The 14,647-nt window shown below is 52.6% G+C and carries 17 protein-coding genes and 1 pseudogene; 14 read left to right on the forward strand and 4 right to left on the reverse strand.

Annotated features, from left to right (window positions below):
• Positions 1 to 72 precede the first annotated feature (72 nt).
• The 5 genes from yhaM to NSQ51_RS03255 all read left to right on the forward strand — a co-directional run bounded on the left by yhaM (position 73) and on the right by NSQ51_RS03255 (position 3,328).
• Complete coding sequence (yhaM, locus tag NSQ51_RS03235) at positions 73 to 1,050, forward strand: 3'-5' exoribonuclease YhaM (protein ID WP_033013845.1); 978 nt, start codon at positions 73 to 75, stop codon at positions 1,048 to 1,050.
• 27 nt (positions 1,051 to 1,077) lie between these two features.
• On the forward strand, positions 1,078 to 1,206 hold the full coding sequence (locus NSQ51_RS03240; protein ID WP_033013844.1) for a hypothetical protein: 129 nt from the start codon (positions 1,078 to 1,080) through the stop codon (positions 1,204 to 1,206).
• Positions 1,207 to 1,313: 107 nt separating this feature from the next.
• Positions 1,314 to 1,502, forward strand: coding sequence for a sporulation YhaL family protein (locus tag NSQ51_RS03245; protein ID WP_033011581.1), 189 nt, complete (start codon positions 1,314 to 1,316; stop codon positions 1,500 to 1,502).
• 125 nt (positions 1,503 to 1,627) lie between these two features.
• Complete coding sequence (gene serC / locus NSQ51_RS03250) at positions 1,628 to 2,710, forward strand: 3-phosphoserine/phosphohydroxythreonine transaminase (protein WP_033013843.1); 1,083 nt, start codon at positions 1,628 to 1,630, stop codon at positions 2,708 to 2,710.
• Positions 2,711 to 2,803: 93 nt separating this feature from the next.
• Positions 2,804 to 3,328 (forward strand): tryptophan transporter, encoded by a 525-nt coding sequence (locus tag NSQ51_RS03255; RefSeq protein ID WP_033013842.1) that lies wholly within the window; start codon positions 2,804 to 2,806, stop codon positions 3,326 to 3,328.
• Positions 3,329 to 3,439: 111 nt separating this feature from the next.
• Here NSQ51_RS03255 and NSQ51_RS03260 read toward each other — a convergent pair whose 3' ends face one another.
• Positions 3,440 to 3,628, reverse strand: coding sequence for a hypothetical protein (locus NSQ51_RS03260; RefSeq protein ID WP_033013841.1), 189 nt, complete (start codon positions 3,626 to 3,628; stop codon positions 3,440 to 3,442).
• Between the two features lie 156 nt (positions 3,629 to 3,784).
• Between NSQ51_RS03260 and NSQ51_RS03265 the strand changes: the two are divergent.
• Positions 3,785 to 4,390 (forward strand): annotated as a pseudogene (locus NSQ51_RS03265) (HTH-type transcriptional regulator Hpr).
• On the opposite strand, the gene NSQ51_RS03270 reads toward NSQ51_RS03265, so the two are convergent.
• Positions 4,383 to 4,724, reverse strand: coding sequence for a YhaI family protein (locus tag NSQ51_RS03270; RefSeq protein ID WP_033013839.1), 342 nt, complete (start codon positions 4,722 to 4,724; stop codon positions 4,383 to 4,385). The pseudogene NSQ51_RS03265 and the gene NSQ51_RS03270 sit on opposite strands and share 8 nt — an antisense overlap.
• A 194-nt stretch (positions 4,725 to 4,918) precedes the next feature.
• Between NSQ51_RS03270 and NSQ51_RS03275 the strand changes: the two genes are divergently transcribed.
• A complete protein-coding gene (locus tag NSQ51_RS03275; RefSeq protein WP_033013838.1) occupies positions 4,919 to 5,098 on the forward strand; it encodes a hypothetical protein in 180 nt (59 codons plus the stop codon).
• Between the two features lie 75 nt (positions 5,099 to 5,173).
• On the opposite strand, the gene NSQ51_RS03280 is transcribed toward NSQ51_RS03275, so the two are convergent.
• Entirely contained in the window at positions 5,174 to 5,263 is a 90-nt protein-coding gene (locus NSQ51_RS03280) for a YjcZ family sporulation protein (RefSeq protein WP_021322511.1), read from the reverse strand.
• Between the two features lie 254 nt (positions 5,264 to 5,517).
• Here NSQ51_RS03280 and NSQ51_RS03285 point away from each other — a divergent pair, with 254 nt between their 5' ends.
• The gene (locus NSQ51_RS03285; protein WP_049625036.1) at positions 5,518 to 6,363 is read left to right on the forward strand and encodes a peptidylprolyl isomerase; all 846 of its coding nucleotides are present in this window, start codon (positions 5,518 to 5,520) and stop codon (positions 6,361 to 6,363) included.
• 77 nt (positions 6,364 to 6,440) lie between these two features.
• On the opposite strand, the gene NSQ51_RS03290 is transcribed toward NSQ51_RS03285, so the two are convergent.
• Positions 6,441 to 6,863 (reverse strand): HIT family protein, encoded by a 423-nt coding sequence (locus tag NSQ51_RS03290; RefSeq protein ID WP_033013836.1) that lies wholly within the window; start codon positions 6,861 to 6,863, stop codon positions 6,441 to 6,443.
• Between the two features lie 477 nt (positions 6,864 to 7,340).
• On the opposite strand from NSQ51_RS03290, the gene NSQ51_RS03295 reads away from it, so the two are divergent.
• The 6 genes from NSQ51_RS03295 (at position 7,341) to hemY (ending at position 14,478) form a co-directional block, all read left to right on the forward strand.
• Positions 7,341 to 8,078 (forward strand): ABC transporter ATP-binding protein, encoded by a 738-nt coding sequence (locus NSQ51_RS03295; RefSeq protein WP_033013835.1) that lies wholly within the window; start codon positions 7,341 to 7,343, stop codon positions 8,076 to 8,078.
• Positions 8,075 to 9,289: an ABC transporter permease gene (locus NSQ51_RS03300; RefSeq protein ID WP_121649967.1), complete on the forward strand. Its 1,215-nt coding sequence runs from the start codon at positions 8,075 to 8,077 to the stop codon at positions 9,287 to 9,289. The genes NSQ51_RS03295 and NSQ51_RS03300 overlap by 4 nt, the downstream gene beginning before the upstream one ends.
• Before the next feature lie 202 nt (positions 9,290 to 9,491).
• A complete protein-coding gene (locus tag NSQ51_RS03305) occupies positions 9,492 to 10,892 on the forward strand; it encodes a hypothetical protein (RefSeq protein ID WP_055358339.1) in 1,401 nt (466 codons plus the stop codon).
• A 189-nt stretch (positions 10,893 to 11,081) separates the two neighbouring features.
• Positions 11,082 to 12,119, forward strand: a complete 1,038-nt coding sequence (gene hemE, locus NSQ51_RS03310) for a uroporphyrinogen decarboxylase (protein WP_033013832.1) — start codon at positions 11,082 to 11,084, stop codon at positions 12,117 to 12,119.
• Between the two features lie 15 nt (positions 12,120 to 12,134).
• Positions 12,135 to 13,082 (forward strand): ferrochelatase, encoded by a 948-nt coding sequence (hemH, locus tag NSQ51_RS03315; RefSeq protein WP_049625039.1) that lies wholly within the window; start codon positions 12,135 to 12,137, stop codon positions 13,080 to 13,082.
• Entirely contained in the window at positions 13,075 to 14,478 is a 1,404-nt protein-coding gene (gene hemY / locus NSQ51_RS03320; RefSeq protein ID WP_033013830.1) for a protoporphyrinogen oxidase, read from the forward strand. The genes hemH and hemY overlap by 8 nt, the downstream gene beginning before the upstream one ends.
• Positions 14,479 to 14,647: the final 169 nt, after the last annotated feature.

The following is a 14,647-nucleotide window of genomic DNA, read 5'->3' on the forward strand; positions in this document are numbered from 1 at the left end:
AAGGCTTTCTTTTTGCCCTTTGCCCGTTATGATATACTAGAAAATACGTACAGAGAAACGGAGGAGAACGAAGTGGCGAAAGGCATCATCCATTATGAGGTTGGGGAACAAGTTGATCTCTTTTTGCTCATCAAATCCGCAACGAAAGGCATCGCCAGCAATGGCAAGCCGTTCTTAACGTTGATTTTGCAAGATAAAAGCGGCGACATTGAAGCGAAACTGTGGGATGTCTCGCCAGATGATGAAGAGCGGTATGTGCCGGAGTGCATCGTCAAAGTGGCGGGAGACATCCATAACTACCGTGGCAAATTGCAGTTGCGCATCCGTTCGATCCGTCCTGCTCATCCGGGCGATGCGGTGCGCATCGATGACTTTTTGGAGACGGCTCCGCTCGGGCGCGAGGAAATGAAGGCGAAAGTCATGGAATACATATTTGCGATGGAAAATCCAAACATCCAGCGCATTACCCGCTATTTGTTGAAAAAATACGAAAAGGCGTTTTTTGAGTACCCAGCGGCGACGAAAAACCATCATGAATTCATCTCCGGACTGGCGTACCACGTCGTGTCGATGCTTGAACTCGCCAAGGCGCTCGTCCATCTCTATCCGTCGCTCAATAAAGATTTGCTTTATGCCGGCGTCATTTTGCATGACCTTGGCAAAGTGATGGAATTATCTGGTCCGGTATCGACGGTGTATACGCTGGAAGGAAATTTGCTCGGACACATTTCGATCATGGTGAGCGAGATCAGCAAGGCGGCGGAACAGCTCGGCATTCAAGGTGAGGAAGTCGTCATTTTGCAGCATCTTGTGCTCGCGCATCATGGCAAGGCGGAATGGGGCAGCCCGAAGCCGCCGCTTGTCAAAGAAGCCGAGGTGCTTCATTACATTGACAATTTGGATGCGAAAATTACGATGATCGACCGTGCGCTTGAGAAAGTAAAACCAGGTGAATTCACCGAACGCGTCTTTGCCCTTGACAATCGCTCGTTTTACAAGCCGGTGTTTTTATCTGTTTCAAAGCCAAAAAATGCGGGTAGTAAAGAGTAGGGGGGCGGATCAAGGGAGGGATGGATCATGATCGAACCGATCATTGAAATCGTCCCGACATCCCAGCACGAACAGGCGAAAGAAACGTTGAGCGAACTGCGCCGACAGTGGAAGAAAACGAAGAAGAAAACAAAGAAGAAGCGAAACGAAGCATAAGCGTTGTCCCGAGGAAAGAGGCGGTGTCCCCGCCTCTTTCTTCATGCATACAGCTGGCCGTTCACGCGTATAGTGTAGTAAGACAAGCGTACAAGGAGGGGATGGCGATGTTCAGTTTGCCATGGTGGATTTATTTGGTCGTGGCCGGCATTATTTTCAGCGGCTACATGACTGTAAAAACAGCGGCGCGCGAGCGGGAAATCGACGAGGCGTTTATAGAAAAAGAAGGCGAAATTTATATGGAGCGCATCCGTCAAGAACGGGAGCGGCGGAAGCAAGCGAAGTCCTTGCAATAGCCAAGGGCTTTCTTTTTTTGATTTTTGAAAACGATTTTTTCAAAAAATTCTCTTTCTTTTTTTTTTTGAATCGTGTTAGGATAGTAATATCAACGGACTACCAGGAGGCAAAGTGAGGGATAACAATGAAACGCGCGTACAACTTCAACGCTGGCCCGTCCGCGCTTCCGCTTCCGGTGCTTGAGCGGGCGCAAAAAGAGCTGCTTAATTTTCAAAACACCGGCATGTCGGTGATGGAATTAAGCCACCGAAGCAAGGAATACGAGGCGGTGCACAATGCGGCGAAAGAGCGGCTCAAGCGACTTCTAAATGTGCCGGACGGGTATGACGTTTTATTTTTGCAAGGCGGGGCGAGCTTGCAGTTTTCGATGGTACCGATGAACCTCCTCACGGAAGGGAAAATCGGCTGTTATGTGCTGACCGGGGCGTGGTCGGAGAAAGCGCTGAAAGAAGCGCAAAAAATCGGTTTGACAACGGTTGTCGCGTCGAGCAAAGAAGCGAACTACACGTATATTCCGCCGCTCGATGATGTGAAATGGCCGAAAAACGCCGCCTATGTCCATATTACGTCCAACAACACGATCTTCGGTACTCAATGGAAGGAATTTCCGGACACGCCGGTTGACCTGGTCGCGGATATGTCGAGCGATATTTTAAGCCGTCCGTTCGATGTCAGTCAATTTGCCCTCATTTACGCCGGGGCGCAGAAAAATCTCGGCCCGTCAGGAGTCACGGTTGTCATTCTCCGCAACGATTTGCTGGAGCGCATTCCGGACGGGCTGCCGACGATGCTTGATTACCGAACGCACCAGAAGAGCAATTCGCTGTACAACACGCCGCCGACGTTTGCGATTTACATGCTGTCGCTCGTGCTCGAATGGGTCGAAGAGCAAGGCGGTGTGGCGGCGATGGAAGAGCGCAACCAGCAAAAGGCGGCCATGCTGTATGAGGCGATTGATGAAAGCGGCGGCTTTTACAAACCGCACGCCGAAAAGGGGAGCCGTTCGCTCATGAACGTCACCTTTACGCTTCCAAATGAGGAGCTGACGAAAACATTCCTCGCCGAGGCGAAAGAACGCGGGTTTGTCGGGCTCGGCGGGCACCGATCGGTCGGCGGCTGCCGGGCGTCGATTTACAATGCGGTGCCGCTTGAGGCGTGCGAAGCGCTCGCATCGTTTATGAACGATTTTCGCCGCCGCTTTGCCTGAAACTTTCTTCTTCACTTTTGTATTGCAAAGTGATATAATAATAGAAAATTCTCGAGCATGAGAATAGATGAGAATAGATGAGGAGAGATGAGCATGAATGCCAGAACATTAGTATTGATGGCGCTGTTAGTCGGAATCGGAGCCGTGTTGCACGCCGCCATTCCGGGGTTGTTTTTCGGAATGAAGCCGGATATGATGCTGGCGATGATGGTGTTGGCGATTTTGCTGTTTCCAAACGTCAAGGCAGCCGGTCTTGTCGGCGTCGCCACCGGGTTGATTTCCGCCATGACAACGACATTTCCGGGCGGGCAGCTTCCGAATATGATCGACAAAATCATCACGGCCTTCGTCGTCTTTGCCCTGATCTTTGCGGTGAAAAAGTACAGCCAGACAGTGGCCGGGGCGGCGGTGCTGGCGGCTGTCGGCACCGTCATTTCCGGGTCGGTGTTTTTAACCGCGGCGCTCCTTATTGTTGGGTTGCCGGGTGGAACGACCTTTTCTGCGCTGTTTGTCACGATTGTGCTGCCAACCGCGGCGTTAAATGCGGTGGCCATGGCCATTATCTATCCGATTGCGGCGTCCATCTTCCGGCGGATGAACGTCACAGCACACGTGTAAACGGCAAAAACCCGATCATGACTGGTCGGGTTTTTTGCTATCAAACAGGCGGAACGATGCTGGTTTGCAGCTCCTTCCCTGCCTTTATTTATTTGAAAATTCAAACAAACGCTAAGCGTAGCTGAGAAGCCAGGCGGCAAACAGACAAAGCGATGCTATTCCAATATAGCGCAAAGCTTGCTCTTTGAGCAGCGCCTTTGGCGGGTACGCCCGCGCTTTCCATAAAGAAAAGAAAGTGTTTATAAAAAGACAGAAAAATACGAATCCGATTGCGGTAAGCATCCATTGTATATACATCATTGCGTTTTCCCTCCTGTATGCGGCAGTCTCCTTAGGCTTATTACTATGAATATGCAAAAAAAATCATAAAAATAAATATTTTTGTCTTTATTCTTTTTTGTTTTATTGATATAATAGGAAATAAAAAATACGGTGAGGGAAAGAGTGGGTGGAACGATGAAGGGGACAGAACAGCATTATTCCGTTAAAGAGGCAATGCTATTTAGCCAACGGATCGCCCAGCTGAGCAAGGCGCTATGGAAATCGATTGAAAAAGACTGGCAGCAATGGATCAAGCCATTCGATTTGAACATTAATGAGCATCATATTTTATGGATTGCTTACCATTTTAAAGGAGTATCGATCTCATAAATTTCCAAATTTGGTGTGATGCACGTTTCGACAGCTTTTAACTTTTCGAAAAAACTGGAAGAAAAAGGGTTTCTTTCATTTTCCAAAAGGCAAGACGACAAGCGCAATACGTACATTGAGTTGACCGAAAAAGGCGAAGAAGTGTTGATGAAGCTGATGGAGACGTATGACCCGACGAAAAATGCCGTTTTTAATGGGGTGTTGCCGTTGCGCGAGTTGTACGGAAAGTTTCCGGAAATTTTAGAAATGATGTGCATAGTCCGCAATATTTATGGCGATGATTTTATGGAAATTTTTGAGCGGGCGTTTGAGAACATTAAGGAAGACTTTGTCGAGCAAGACGGCAAGCTCGTCAGGCGGACGGCGAAAGCGACAGAGCAGGAGAAAGAGCTGGCCAGCCAGGCTAATTGACGGTTTGAATGAGCATTTTCAGCTCGGTCATCAGCGGCACAAACAGTTGTTGGGCCAACATGGCGTCAACCGTTTGTTCGAGCGGAAGGTTCGGATGGAGCATCCCGGCAAACTGCACGAGCAGAGGGGTGAAAATCGTCAACCCTTCCGCTTTTTGCCGCTCATATTGCTCGGCGAGCTCTTGGCAAAACGATAGGAATGCGTCGACTTCTTCTTTGGTCAAATCAGCGCGGATCACAAGGGAGTAAAACGGTTTTTTTGTTTCATCGACCATTTCCAGCAACAATGACTGGTGAAATTCGAGCTTGGCCACTCGCTTTTCCAACGACTCCATACACCGTGCTCCTTTGGCTGGCATAAAGTGCAACCGTGTTTACGTATATTTTACCGGATTTGTGCGCATTCACCAATAGGGAAAATCGCTTCACCGTATTTTTCGAGAGAAAAAAGATTGATTTCCGGCGGCGGACGAGGTAAAGTTAAAGCCATGGACGGTGTTTGGTGAAGATGAGAAGGAGGGGAAGAGTTTTGGCGCTTTACTTTATCCCTCTGGCAGTGGCGGTTTTATTTTTTCTGAATCAGCTCACTCACTCGTTTTGTGCGCAGCGAGACATCCCGGAGGAGCAGCAGCCGGCGGTTTTCCGGACGATCAACGTACTGATTACGATTTTATTGATTTCTTCTTATTTTGAAGTGTTGTTTACATAACGAGGAGCCGGTGCGGCCGATCGGGAAAGAGGAAGCAAGAGGGTGCTCCCGGTTTCGGGGGACACCCTCTTTTGTTTAGTAGATGACGCAGGCGCAGCCGACAATGATTAGCAAAATAAACAGCACAACAATCAACGCAAAGCCTCCGGAATAAGGTGCGCTCATCGTAACACCCCCTTTCGTAAGAAGAAGCCTGTCGAGCGCTTCATCCTCATCATATGTATGACAAGCGTGCATGTTATGGGCGGATGACTAAAGCGGAAAGAGGTTTTTTTTTCATTGAAAATATGGTATAGTTATTGTCGTGGCTGAAGAGGCGAGCATGTTGTTTCTTGGGCGCGCTTGGGCGCCATTCGATCTGCGCCGCTTGAAATCGTGGGAACATTCAATCGAAAAAAGATGTAGGAGTTGTGAAGCGAATGAAAAAATGGATGATGGCCACTGCCGTCGTTTCGTTCATGGCTTTGTCGGCCTGCAGCAACGACGGTTTGGAAGCGATTGTGGAAACGAAAAACGGCAATATTACGAAAGATGAATTTTATAATGAGATGAAAGAGCGCGTCGGCAAATCCGTCCTTCGTGATTTGATTGACGAAAAAGTGTTGAGCAAAAAATACAAGGTAACCGATGAAGAGATCGACCGCGAAATCGAACGAATCAAGGAAGCGTATGGAACGCAATATGATTTGGCCGTGCAGCAGAACGGAGAAAAAGTGATCCGCGAAATGGTCAAGCTCGATTTGCTGCGGACGAAAGCGGCCGTTGAAGACATAAAAGTGACGGAGAAAGAGCTGAAGGAGTATTATGACAACTACAAGCCGAAAATTCGTGCCAGCCATATTTTGGTCAAAGATGAAAAAACAGCAAAAGAAGTAAAGGCGAAGCTTGATAAAGGCGAGGATTTCGCCAAGTTGGCCAAAGAATACTCCCAAGATCCAGGCTCGGCGTCCAACGGCGGCGATTTAGGCTGGTTTGGCCCAGGGAAAATGGTCAAGGAGTTTGAAGAAGCCGCCTATAAGCTGAAAGTCGGCGAAGTGAGCGATCCGGTGAAAACGGATTACGGCTACCATATCATTAAAGTGACGGACAAAGAAAAGAAAAAGTCGTTCAACGAAATGAAAGACGAAATTGCGTTTGAAGTCAAACGGAACAAGCTTGATCCTGCGACGATGCAGTCAAAAGTGGACAAATTGGTGAAAGATGCCGGTGTTGAGATCAAAGACAAAGATTTGCAAGATGTGATCGAGCAGCAAGGAAAACAGTAAAAAAACGGAAGCAGAACATCCCTGCTTCCGTTTTTTTATTTGTGGGCTTGACCTTTCTGCTGTTCAACAACGGGAGATCAGCCGAGCTGCTCGCGAATGGCGGCCGCGATCGCCTGCAGGTCAGCAGGCGTATAGTCGCTTGCATGCGACTTCCAGACCGCGCCAAACCCATCCCCTTTGCCGTAGCGTGGAATGAGGTGAAGATGGTAATGGAACACCGTCTGCCCCGCTTGCTCGCCATTGTTGTTCAATAAGTTGAGCCCGACGGGGGAAAACGCTTTATTCAGCGCGTTGGCGATTACCGGCACGGCGCGAAACAGACGGCCGGCTGCCTCCGGCGTAAGCGTAAAAACGTTTTCTGTATGTACTTTTGGGATGACAAGCGTATGCCCTTTCGTTACTTGGCTGATGTCCAAAAAGGCAAGCACATGCTCGTCTTCGTACACTTTCGCCGCCGGCAACTCACCGTTGACGATTTTGCAAAAAATGCAATCACTCATAGGAACGGTCACCCTTTCCTTTCGTTTTCTTCATTTTACCATAAAAAAACCGGGATGTAATCCCGCATGCGGTTACATCCCGGCTGGTGAAAAGGGGAGAGGATGATTCAATCAAATGTGCGTTTGATGAACACCCCATTTGCGACAAAGTCGTTTAGGCGTGAGCGCTTCCTTTGTTCAACGCGACCATCCCCTTTGGACAGGTTCGTTGCTTCTCAGCAACAGACAGATGGCCCTTGTTCATGAACGGTTTACAACGTCTTGCGGCTCACAACGGTGTCTTTGACGAACACCCCATTTCAGATGGATCGTTCATCAGCCTTTGCTTGGTGAATCCCCATCCCCTCTTCGCTATTTATCATGCCCGCAGAGGCAGTGTTTATGCAGGGAGGGGCAACAAACTTTTTTGGTAAAAACCGCTTCTCTTTGGTACAATGGGGGCAAAAGCCATTTCGCGGTGGAAGGGGTTAGCGGACGATGGCGCTTTTGCAAGTGGATCATATATCCGGAGGGTATACAGCGCAAAACGTGCTTGAGGATGTGACATTTTCGGTTGAGCGCGGCGAAATAGTGGCCTTGATTGGCTTGAACGGGGCCGGGAAAAGCACGACAATCAAACATATTATCGGTTTGATGGAGCCGCGCCGCGGGACGGTTTCGATCAACGGCTATACGCTCGCGGCCGAGCCGGAGGCGTACCGGAAGCAGTTTGCCTTTATTCCGGAAACGCCGGTGTTGTATGAAGAACTGACATTGGAAGAACACTTGCGTCTAGCGGCGATGGCGTACGGGTTGAGCGAGGCGGAATACGAACGCCGCCTTCCTCCCTTGCTTCGCGAGTTCCGCCTCGAGCGGCGTCTTTCTTCGTTTCCGGCCCATTTTTCCAAAGGGATGAAACAAAAAGTGATGATCGTTTGCGCCTTTTTGCTTGAACCGCCTCTTTATATGATCGACGAGCCGTTTCTTGGCCTTGATCCGCTTGCGATTCATGCGCTGCTCGAGCGGATGAATGAACAAAAGGCGAAGGGAGCCGGCATTTTGTTATCAACCCATATTTTAGCAACGGCCGAGCGGTATTGCGACTCGTTTGTCATTTTGCACCAAGGGCGCGTGAAAGCGAAAGGAACACTTGATGACATCCGCCGCCAGTCCGGGTTGAAACATGCGACGCTTGATGAGGTGTACATTGAATTAACAAAGGATGATGCGCCATGATGGACGCCGGCAAGCTTTGGCAGGAGCGCTTTCGAGCGGAGGAGAGGCGAAGGCTCCGGTACTTGCGTTACATGTTCAATGACCATTTGCTTGTCGGCCTGTTCATCGTGTTGGGCTGGGCGGCGGTCGTGTATAAACGCTCGATCGAACAGCTCCCCCCCTCATTTCCGTACCCAGCCATCGCTGCGGCGGTGTTTGGTTGGGCGGCGGCGTCAGGCTCGGTGCGCACCTTGTTTCGTGAAGCGGATATGGTGTTTTTGCTGCCGGCCGAGCGCCGGCTGCGTCCATATATTCGCCGGGCGTTTGTTTTCTCTGCAGTGTGGCACTCCTACGGCCTATGTTTGCTTCTTTTGGCGGCCGGACCGCTCCATGTCCGGTTTTCGCCGGTGCCGTGGCCGCTCTTTTTGCTCGGCATCGTCTGTTTAAAACTATGGAATTTATGGGCGAGTTGGAAGGGGAATTACATCGCTGAACCGTCGTTTCATCGTTGGAGCGCGCTTGTCCGCTTGGGCGCATCGGCGCTTGTCGTGTACTTTTGGTTGGCGGCGGCGCCGTGGCCGTTTTTCGGAACGGTCGCTGCGTTGATGGCCGCTCTTTCCGTCTGCTTATGGCGGTGGACAGAAGGGGAAACATGGAAGTGGGAGCGGCTCATCGCCGAAGAGCAGCGCGCAGCCCGATTGTTTTACCGGGTGGCCAACTTGTTCACGGACGTTCCGGAATGGCGGGAGACGGCGAAGCGGCGGCGTTGGCTCGACCCGTTGCTGGCCTTTATTCCGTACGGGCCGCGGCACGTCTTTTTCCATTTGTATGTACGCACGTTTTTGCGCGCCGGCGAGTACGCAGGGCTGTATGTGCGGCTAACCGCCATCGGATGCGTCGTGCTCGCGGCGGCCGACCATGAATACATGAGGGCGGCCACGGTGCTTTTGGTGTTGTATGCGACCGCTGTTCAATTGGCGGCGCTTCCTCATCGCCACCGTTATTCGCTATGGACGCGGCTGTACCCGCTGCCGCGGACGGAATCGCCCGCCGCTGCCATGCGGCTGTTCGCCATCTTGCTCATCGCGCAAAATACGTTGTTTCACCTTGTATTGGCTGCTGTCTCCCCCCGTTTTCTTTGGCTTGCCACTTGGGTGGGCGGAAACGCGTGGGGGATCTGGGCGGCCGGGCGCTATGGACGCCCGCGCCGGAGGGCCAACGCCGGCTATTAGCGCTTTTCGAGCCAAGGCCGGCGTCTTTCTTTTTTGAAAGGGGCGACGGAAAGCCCTTAACGTGCTGTTTCTGCTTGATGCTCTCCCAGCGCAGCGCTTCTTTTTTGTTTCACACCTTCTTTCCCGCTTCATATGCTGTAGTACACCAGCCCAGGCGCATGTCCGGCGGGCCGGGCTGGAAGTTGGGGAAAGGGGATTGTGTATGGGTGTAGAGCTTGTGGCGCTGCACTGGATTTACTTGCTGTTTATCATGCTCATCATTGGGTTTATGGTTGCCCGCAAAGATACATCGCTCGTTTGCATTGCTGGGATCTTTTTGTTGGCGGCGGTCGCTACCCATTCACTGAGCGCGGCAGTCAGCGGGGTGTTTAACAGTTTTATTTACGCCATTACCGAATTGCTGCCGCCGATTTTGGTCATCTCAATCATTGTGTCGATGAGCAAAGTGTTGTCGGCGACCGGCATCAATGATGTCATGGTATCGCCGTTTGTCCGCTTGATCCGCACGCCGGCTTGGGCGTATTGGACGATCGGGATTTTGATGATGGTCATCTCCTGGTTTTTCTGGCCGTCTCCAGCCGTTGCCTTAATGGGGGCGGTGCTGTTGCCGGCAGCGGTCCGGGTGGGCTTGCCGGCGTTAGGAGCGGCGATGGCGATGAACTTGTTTGGGCATGGCATCGCGCTTTCTGGCGATTTCATCATTCAAGGGGCGCCGAAACTGACCGCCGATGCAGCCGGCCTGCCGGTTGGCGACGTCATCGCCGCTAGTGTGCCGCTCGTGTTTGTCATGGGGGCGGTCACGACCGTCACCGCGTTTTATTTGCTGCGCCGCGACATGAAGCAAGGACGTTTGGCGGTCGGCGATGCAGAAATCGCTGCTGCCACGGATTCGGCGCTCGAAAAAACGGAAGGACTGCTCGCCGAGACGGCGAAAAAATGGCTGGCGCTGTTGATTCCGGTGTTGTTTGCCCTTGACGTCATCGCGATGTTTTATTTGCGCTTGCAAGGCGGCGAGGCGACAGCCTTAGTCGGCGGAACCGCGATTTTTATTTTGATCCTCATTTCCGTTTTAGCCCACCGGCAAGAGAGCTTTGCTGAAGTGACCAATTACTTTATTGAAGGATTTCAGTTCGGATTTAAAGTGTTCGGTCCTGTCATTCCGATTGCCGCCTTTTTCTATCTTGGCGATGCCGGATTTGTAAAAATTATCGGCGACTACTTGCCGCAGGCGTCACAGGGCATTGTCAACGATTTAGGGGTCGCCTTGGCTCATGCAGTGCCGCTGAACAACGAAATCGGGGCAGTGACGCTCACGATTGTCGGGGCGATTACCGGTCTTGACGGCTCCGGGTTTTCCGGCATCTCGCTCGCTGGTTCGGTCGCCCATTTGTTTACGGTCGCCATTGGCGGCGGGGCGGCCACGTTAACGGCGCTCGGCCAGATCGCTGCCATTTGGGTCGGCGGCGGCACGCTTGTTCCGTGGGCGCTCATCCCGGCCGCGGCCATTTGCGGCGTCGATCCGTTTGAGTTGGCGCGGCGCAACTTGATTCCGGTAGCGGTCGGTCTGGCGGTCACAACCGTTGTCGCCATGTTTCTGATCTGACGAAAAAAGCTGTCCTGTGCGGCCAGGGCAGCTTTTTTGGTATAATGGTCATAGGCTGAAAATCGGTCGATTTTTTGACAGTTTGTTTCCTTCTCTATACATAGAGCGGGGAAACCTGTATAGTGAAAAATAGATAAGCAAAAAATCGGAAACGGACAGCTCGATTGGGGAAAAGAAAGGCGGATGGAGATGACAAGACGGATCAACGATACATTTTTGCGCGCCTGCCGCGGCGAGAAAACGGATTATGTGCCGGTCTGGTACATGCGGCAAGCCGGCCGGTCGCAGCCGGAGTACCGGGCGCTGAAAGAAAAATACTCGCTGTTTGAGATTACGCATGAACCGGAGCTGTGCGCCTATGTCACGAGGCTTCCGGTCGAACAATACGGCGTTGATGCCGCGATTTTATATAAAGACATTATGACGCCGCTGCCGGCGATTGGCGTTGATGTTGAGATTCAGGGCGGCATCGGGCCGGTGATCGCCAATCCGATTCGCTCGCTTCAAGACGTCGAACGGCTCGGGGAGATCGATCCGGAACATGATGTGCCATACGTGCTGGAGACGATCCGGTTGCTTGTCAACGAGCAGCTTGACGTGCCGCTCATCGGGTTTGCTGGTGCGCCGTTTACGTTGGCGAGCTACATGATTGAAGGCGGACCATCAAAAAATTACCATAAAACAAAAGCGTTTATGTATGCGGAACCGAAGGCATGGTTTGCCTTAATGGACAAACTCGCCGAGATGACGATCCGCTACGTGCGGTCGCAAATTCAGGCCGGGGCGAGCGCGGTGCAGATTTTTGATTCTTGGGTCGGAGCGGTGAATGCGGACGATTACCGGGCGTTTATTAAGCCGGCGATGGCGCGCATTTTTGCCGCTTTGCGCGAGGAAGGCGTGCCGCTCATTATGTTTGGCGTCGGGGCGGGCCATTTGGTGCGCGAGTGGAACGATTTGCCGCTTGATGTCATCGGCCTTGATTGGCGGCTGTCAATTCGGGAGGCGCGCCGCCAAGGCATTGTGAAAGCCATCCAAGGCAACTTGGATCCGGCGGTGTTGCTCGCTCCATGGAATGTGATCGAAGAGCGGGTGAAACGCATTTTGGACGAGGGGATGGAGCAGCCGGGCTATATTTTTAACCTGGGACATGGCATTTTCCCTGATGTGCAGCCGGCGACTTTGAAGCGGCTGACGGCTTTTATCCATGAGTATACTTCAGCAAAGTAAACGAGGTGCAACACAATGAAGAACATTGTCGGACTGCTTGTGATGGCGTACGGCACGCCGTACAAGGAAGACGATATTGAACGGTATTATACGCATATCCGCCACGGGAGGAAGCCGCCGCAAGAACAAATCGAGGATTTAAAAGCGCGCTACCGGGCGATCGGCGGCCTGTCGCCGCTTGCGAAAATTACGGAAGAGCAGGCGAAACGGCTCGAGGAGCGGCTGAACGAAGTGCAAGATGAAGTCGAGTTTCGCATGTATTTAGGGCTCAAACATATTGAGCCGTTCATTGAGGATGCCGTCGAGCGCATGCATGATGACGGCATCAAAGAAACGGTTGGGATCGTCCTAGCCCCTCATTATTCCACATTCAGCATCCGCTCGTACAACGAGCGGGCGAAAGCGGCGGCGGAAAAGCTTGGCGGCCCGGTTATTTATACGATTGACCAGTGGTATGACGAGCCGAAGTTTTTGCAATATTGGTCCGAACGAGTGAGAGCCATTTTTGATGCCATGCCGGAACAAGAGCGGGAACGGGCGGTGTTGATCGTCTCGGCCCATAGTTTGCCGGAAAAAATCATTCAAGCGGGCGACCCATATCCAGAACAGCTCCAAGACACAGCCGAACGTATTGCCAAACAAGCCGGCGTCTCGCATTACGCCGTCGGCTGGCAAAGCGCCGGCAGCACGCCGGAGCCATGGCTTGGCCCGGACGTGCAAGATTTGACGCGCCAGCTCCATGAAGAGCACGGCTATACGTCGTTCGTTTATGCGCCGGTCGGTTTTGTCGCCGACCATTTGGAAGTGTTGTATGACAACGATATTGAATGCAAGCAAGTAACCGAAGAAATTGGCGCCCGCTATTACCGGCCGGAGATGCCGAATACCGATCCGCTGTTTATTGATGCATTGGCGACGGTCGTGTTAAAGCGGCTCGCAAAAGAAGGCGGTAAGCATGAGTGAAGGAAAACGGACGGTTGTGATTATCGGCGGCGGCATTACGGGTCTCGCGGCCGCCTACTACTTGCAAAAAGCGGCTAAAGAACAGCAACTGCCAGTGACGTGTAAACTTGTCGAGGCGACGCACCGGCTCGGCGGAAAAGTGCAGACGGTCGTTCGTGACGGTTTTGTCATTGAACGGGGGCCGGACTCGTTTTTGGCGCGGAAAACGAGCGCATTCCGCCTTGTGAAAGAAGTCGGGCTCGAACGGGAAATCGTTCATAATGCGAACGGAAAGTCGTACATTTTGGTCAATGGCAAGCTGCACCCGATTCCAGGCGGAGCGGTGATGGGCATCCCGACGCGCATCGCCCCGTTTGTGGCGACCGGGTTGTTTTCGCCGGCCGGCAAGCTGAGGGCGGCGCTCGACTTCGTGCTGCCGCCGGTGAAAACAGCCGGTGATATGCCGCTTGGCCGCTTTTTTCGCCGCCGTTTAGGCGATGAAGTGGTGGACAATTTGATCGAACCGCTGCTGTCTGGCATTTACGCCGGCGACATCGACGAAATGAGCTTAATGGCAACGTTCCCGCAGTTTTTTCAGCTGGAACAAAAATACGGCAGCCTCGTTCGCGGTGCGAAACGGACGACGCCAAAGGAACAGAAGGAGCGAAAAGGGGCATTTCAGACGTTAAAAACCGGCTTGCAGTCGCTCGTCGAAGAGTTGGAAAAGCGGCTTGAGCCAGGCAGCGTCGTCAAAGGGGCGCGCGTCGAGCGGATCATCCGCGTCGGTTCAGCGTATCAGCTGCGGTTCAGCAATGGTGAAACGTGGGAGGCGGACAGCGTCATTGTTGCGGTGCCGCACCATGTCGTGCCGGATATGTTCGCTGATTATCCGTTTTTTGCCCCGTTTCGGTCCGTGCCGCTGACGTCGGTGGCAACGGTCGCGCTTGCTTTTCCAGAGGAAGCGATCCGTCAAGATATTGACGGCACTGGGTTTGTTGTCTCGCGCCGCAGCGATTACACGCTGACGGCGTGCACGTGGACGCACAAAAAATGGCCGTACACGGCTCCGCCCGGCAAAGCGCTGCTGCGCGGCTATGTCGGACGCCCGGGCGATGAGGAGATCGTCGATCAACCGGATGACGAGATTGTCCGCGTTGTGTTGGATGATTTAAGTAAAGTGATGAAAATTGACGGCCGGCCGGAGTTTGCCGTCATCTCCCGGTGGAAGCGGGCGATGCCGCAATATACAGTCGGGCATCGCGAGCGGCTGGCGAAAATTAAGCAACAGATGGCGGCTGAGTTGCCGGGAGTGTTTTTGGCCGGTAGCTCGTATGAAGGGCTCGGGCTGCCGGATTGCATCGACCAAGGAGAGAAGGCGGTCGGTGATGTGCTTGACTACTTGCGCCAAACGGAATAACACCAGCCGGTCGGGATGTACAGCCGCGCCCATTAGCGGGCCGCCTTGTACCGTTAGGCGGCCCGTGTATTCCGTTGTCCGGCCGCGCTGTTCCCTAGAACAAGGGGTGCCGCCGTTTCGGGAAGCTGAGCGGCGTTTTTAAGGGCTTTACGGGAAAACGGCCGCATAG

Source organism: Geobacillus sp. FSL K6-0789 (assembly GCF_038593135.1).
Taxonomy (GTDB): Bacteria; Bacillota; Bacilli; order Bacillales; family Anoxybacillaceae; genus Geobacillus; species Geobacillus stearothermophilus.

What these genes read in the sequence shown, in the direction of transcription:
- NSQ51_RS03240 (WP_033013844.1), top strand. Translation starts at nt 1,078, where the DNA reads ATGATCGAACCGATCATTGAAATCGTCCCGACATCCCAGCACGAACAG.
- NSQ51_RS03245 (WP_033011581.1), top strand. Translation starts at nt 1,314, where the DNA reads ATGTTCAGTTTGCCATGGTGGATTTATTTGGTCGTGGCCGGCATTATT.
- serC (WP_033013843.1), top strand. Translation starts at nt 1,628, where the DNA reads ATGAAACGCGCGTACAACTTCAACGCTGGCCCGTCCGCGCTTCCGCTT.
- NSQ51_RS03255 (WP_033013842.1), top strand. Translation starts at nt 2,804, where the DNA reads ATGAATGCCAGAACATTAGTATTGATGGCGCTGTTAGTCGGAATCGGA.
- NSQ51_RS03260 (WP_033013841.1), bottom strand. Translation starts at nt 3,628, where the DNA reads ATGATGTATATACAATGGATGCTTACCGCAATCGGATTCGTATTTTTC.
- NSQ51_RS03270 (WP_033013839.1), bottom strand. Translation starts at nt 4,724, where the DNA reads ATGGAGTCGTTGGAAAAGCGAGTGGCCAAGCTCGAATTTCACCAGTCA.
- NSQ51_RS03280 (WP_021322511.1), bottom strand. Translation starts at nt 5,263, where the DNA reads ATGAGCGCACCTTATTCCGGAGGCTTTGCGTTGATTGTTGTGCTGTTT.
- NSQ51_RS03285 (WP_049625036.1), top strand. Translation starts at nt 5,518, where the DNA reads ATGAAAAAATGGATGATGGCCACTGCCGTCGTTTCGTTCATGGCTTTG.
- NSQ51_RS03290 (WP_033013836.1), bottom strand. Translation starts at nt 6,863, where the DNA reads ATGAGTGATTGCATTTTTTGCAAAATCGTCAACGGTGAGTTGCCGGCG.
- NSQ51_RS03295 (WP_033013835.1), top strand. Translation starts at nt 7,341, where the DNA reads ATGGCGCTTTTGCAAGTGGATCATATATCCGGAGGGTATACAGCGCAA.
- NSQ51_RS03300 (WP_121649967.1), top strand. Translation starts at nt 8,075, where the DNA reads ATGATGGACGCCGGCAAGCTTTGGCAGGAGCGCTTTCGAGCGGAGGAG.
- NSQ51_RS03305 (WP_055358339.1), top strand. Translation starts at nt 9,492, where the DNA reads ATGGGTGTAGAGCTTGTGGCGCTGCACTGGATTTACTTGCTGTTTATC.
- hemE (WP_033013832.1), top strand. Translation starts at nt 11,082, where the DNA reads ATGACAAGACGGATCAACGATACATTTTTGCGCGCCTGCCGCGGCGAG.
- hemH (WP_049625039.1), top strand. Translation starts at nt 12,135, where the DNA reads ATGAAGAACATTGTCGGACTGCTTGTGATGGCGTACGGCACGCCGTAC.
- hemY (WP_033013830.1), top strand. Translation starts at nt 13,075, where the DNA reads ATGAGTGAAGGAAAACGGACGGTTGTGATTATCGGCGGCGGCATTACG.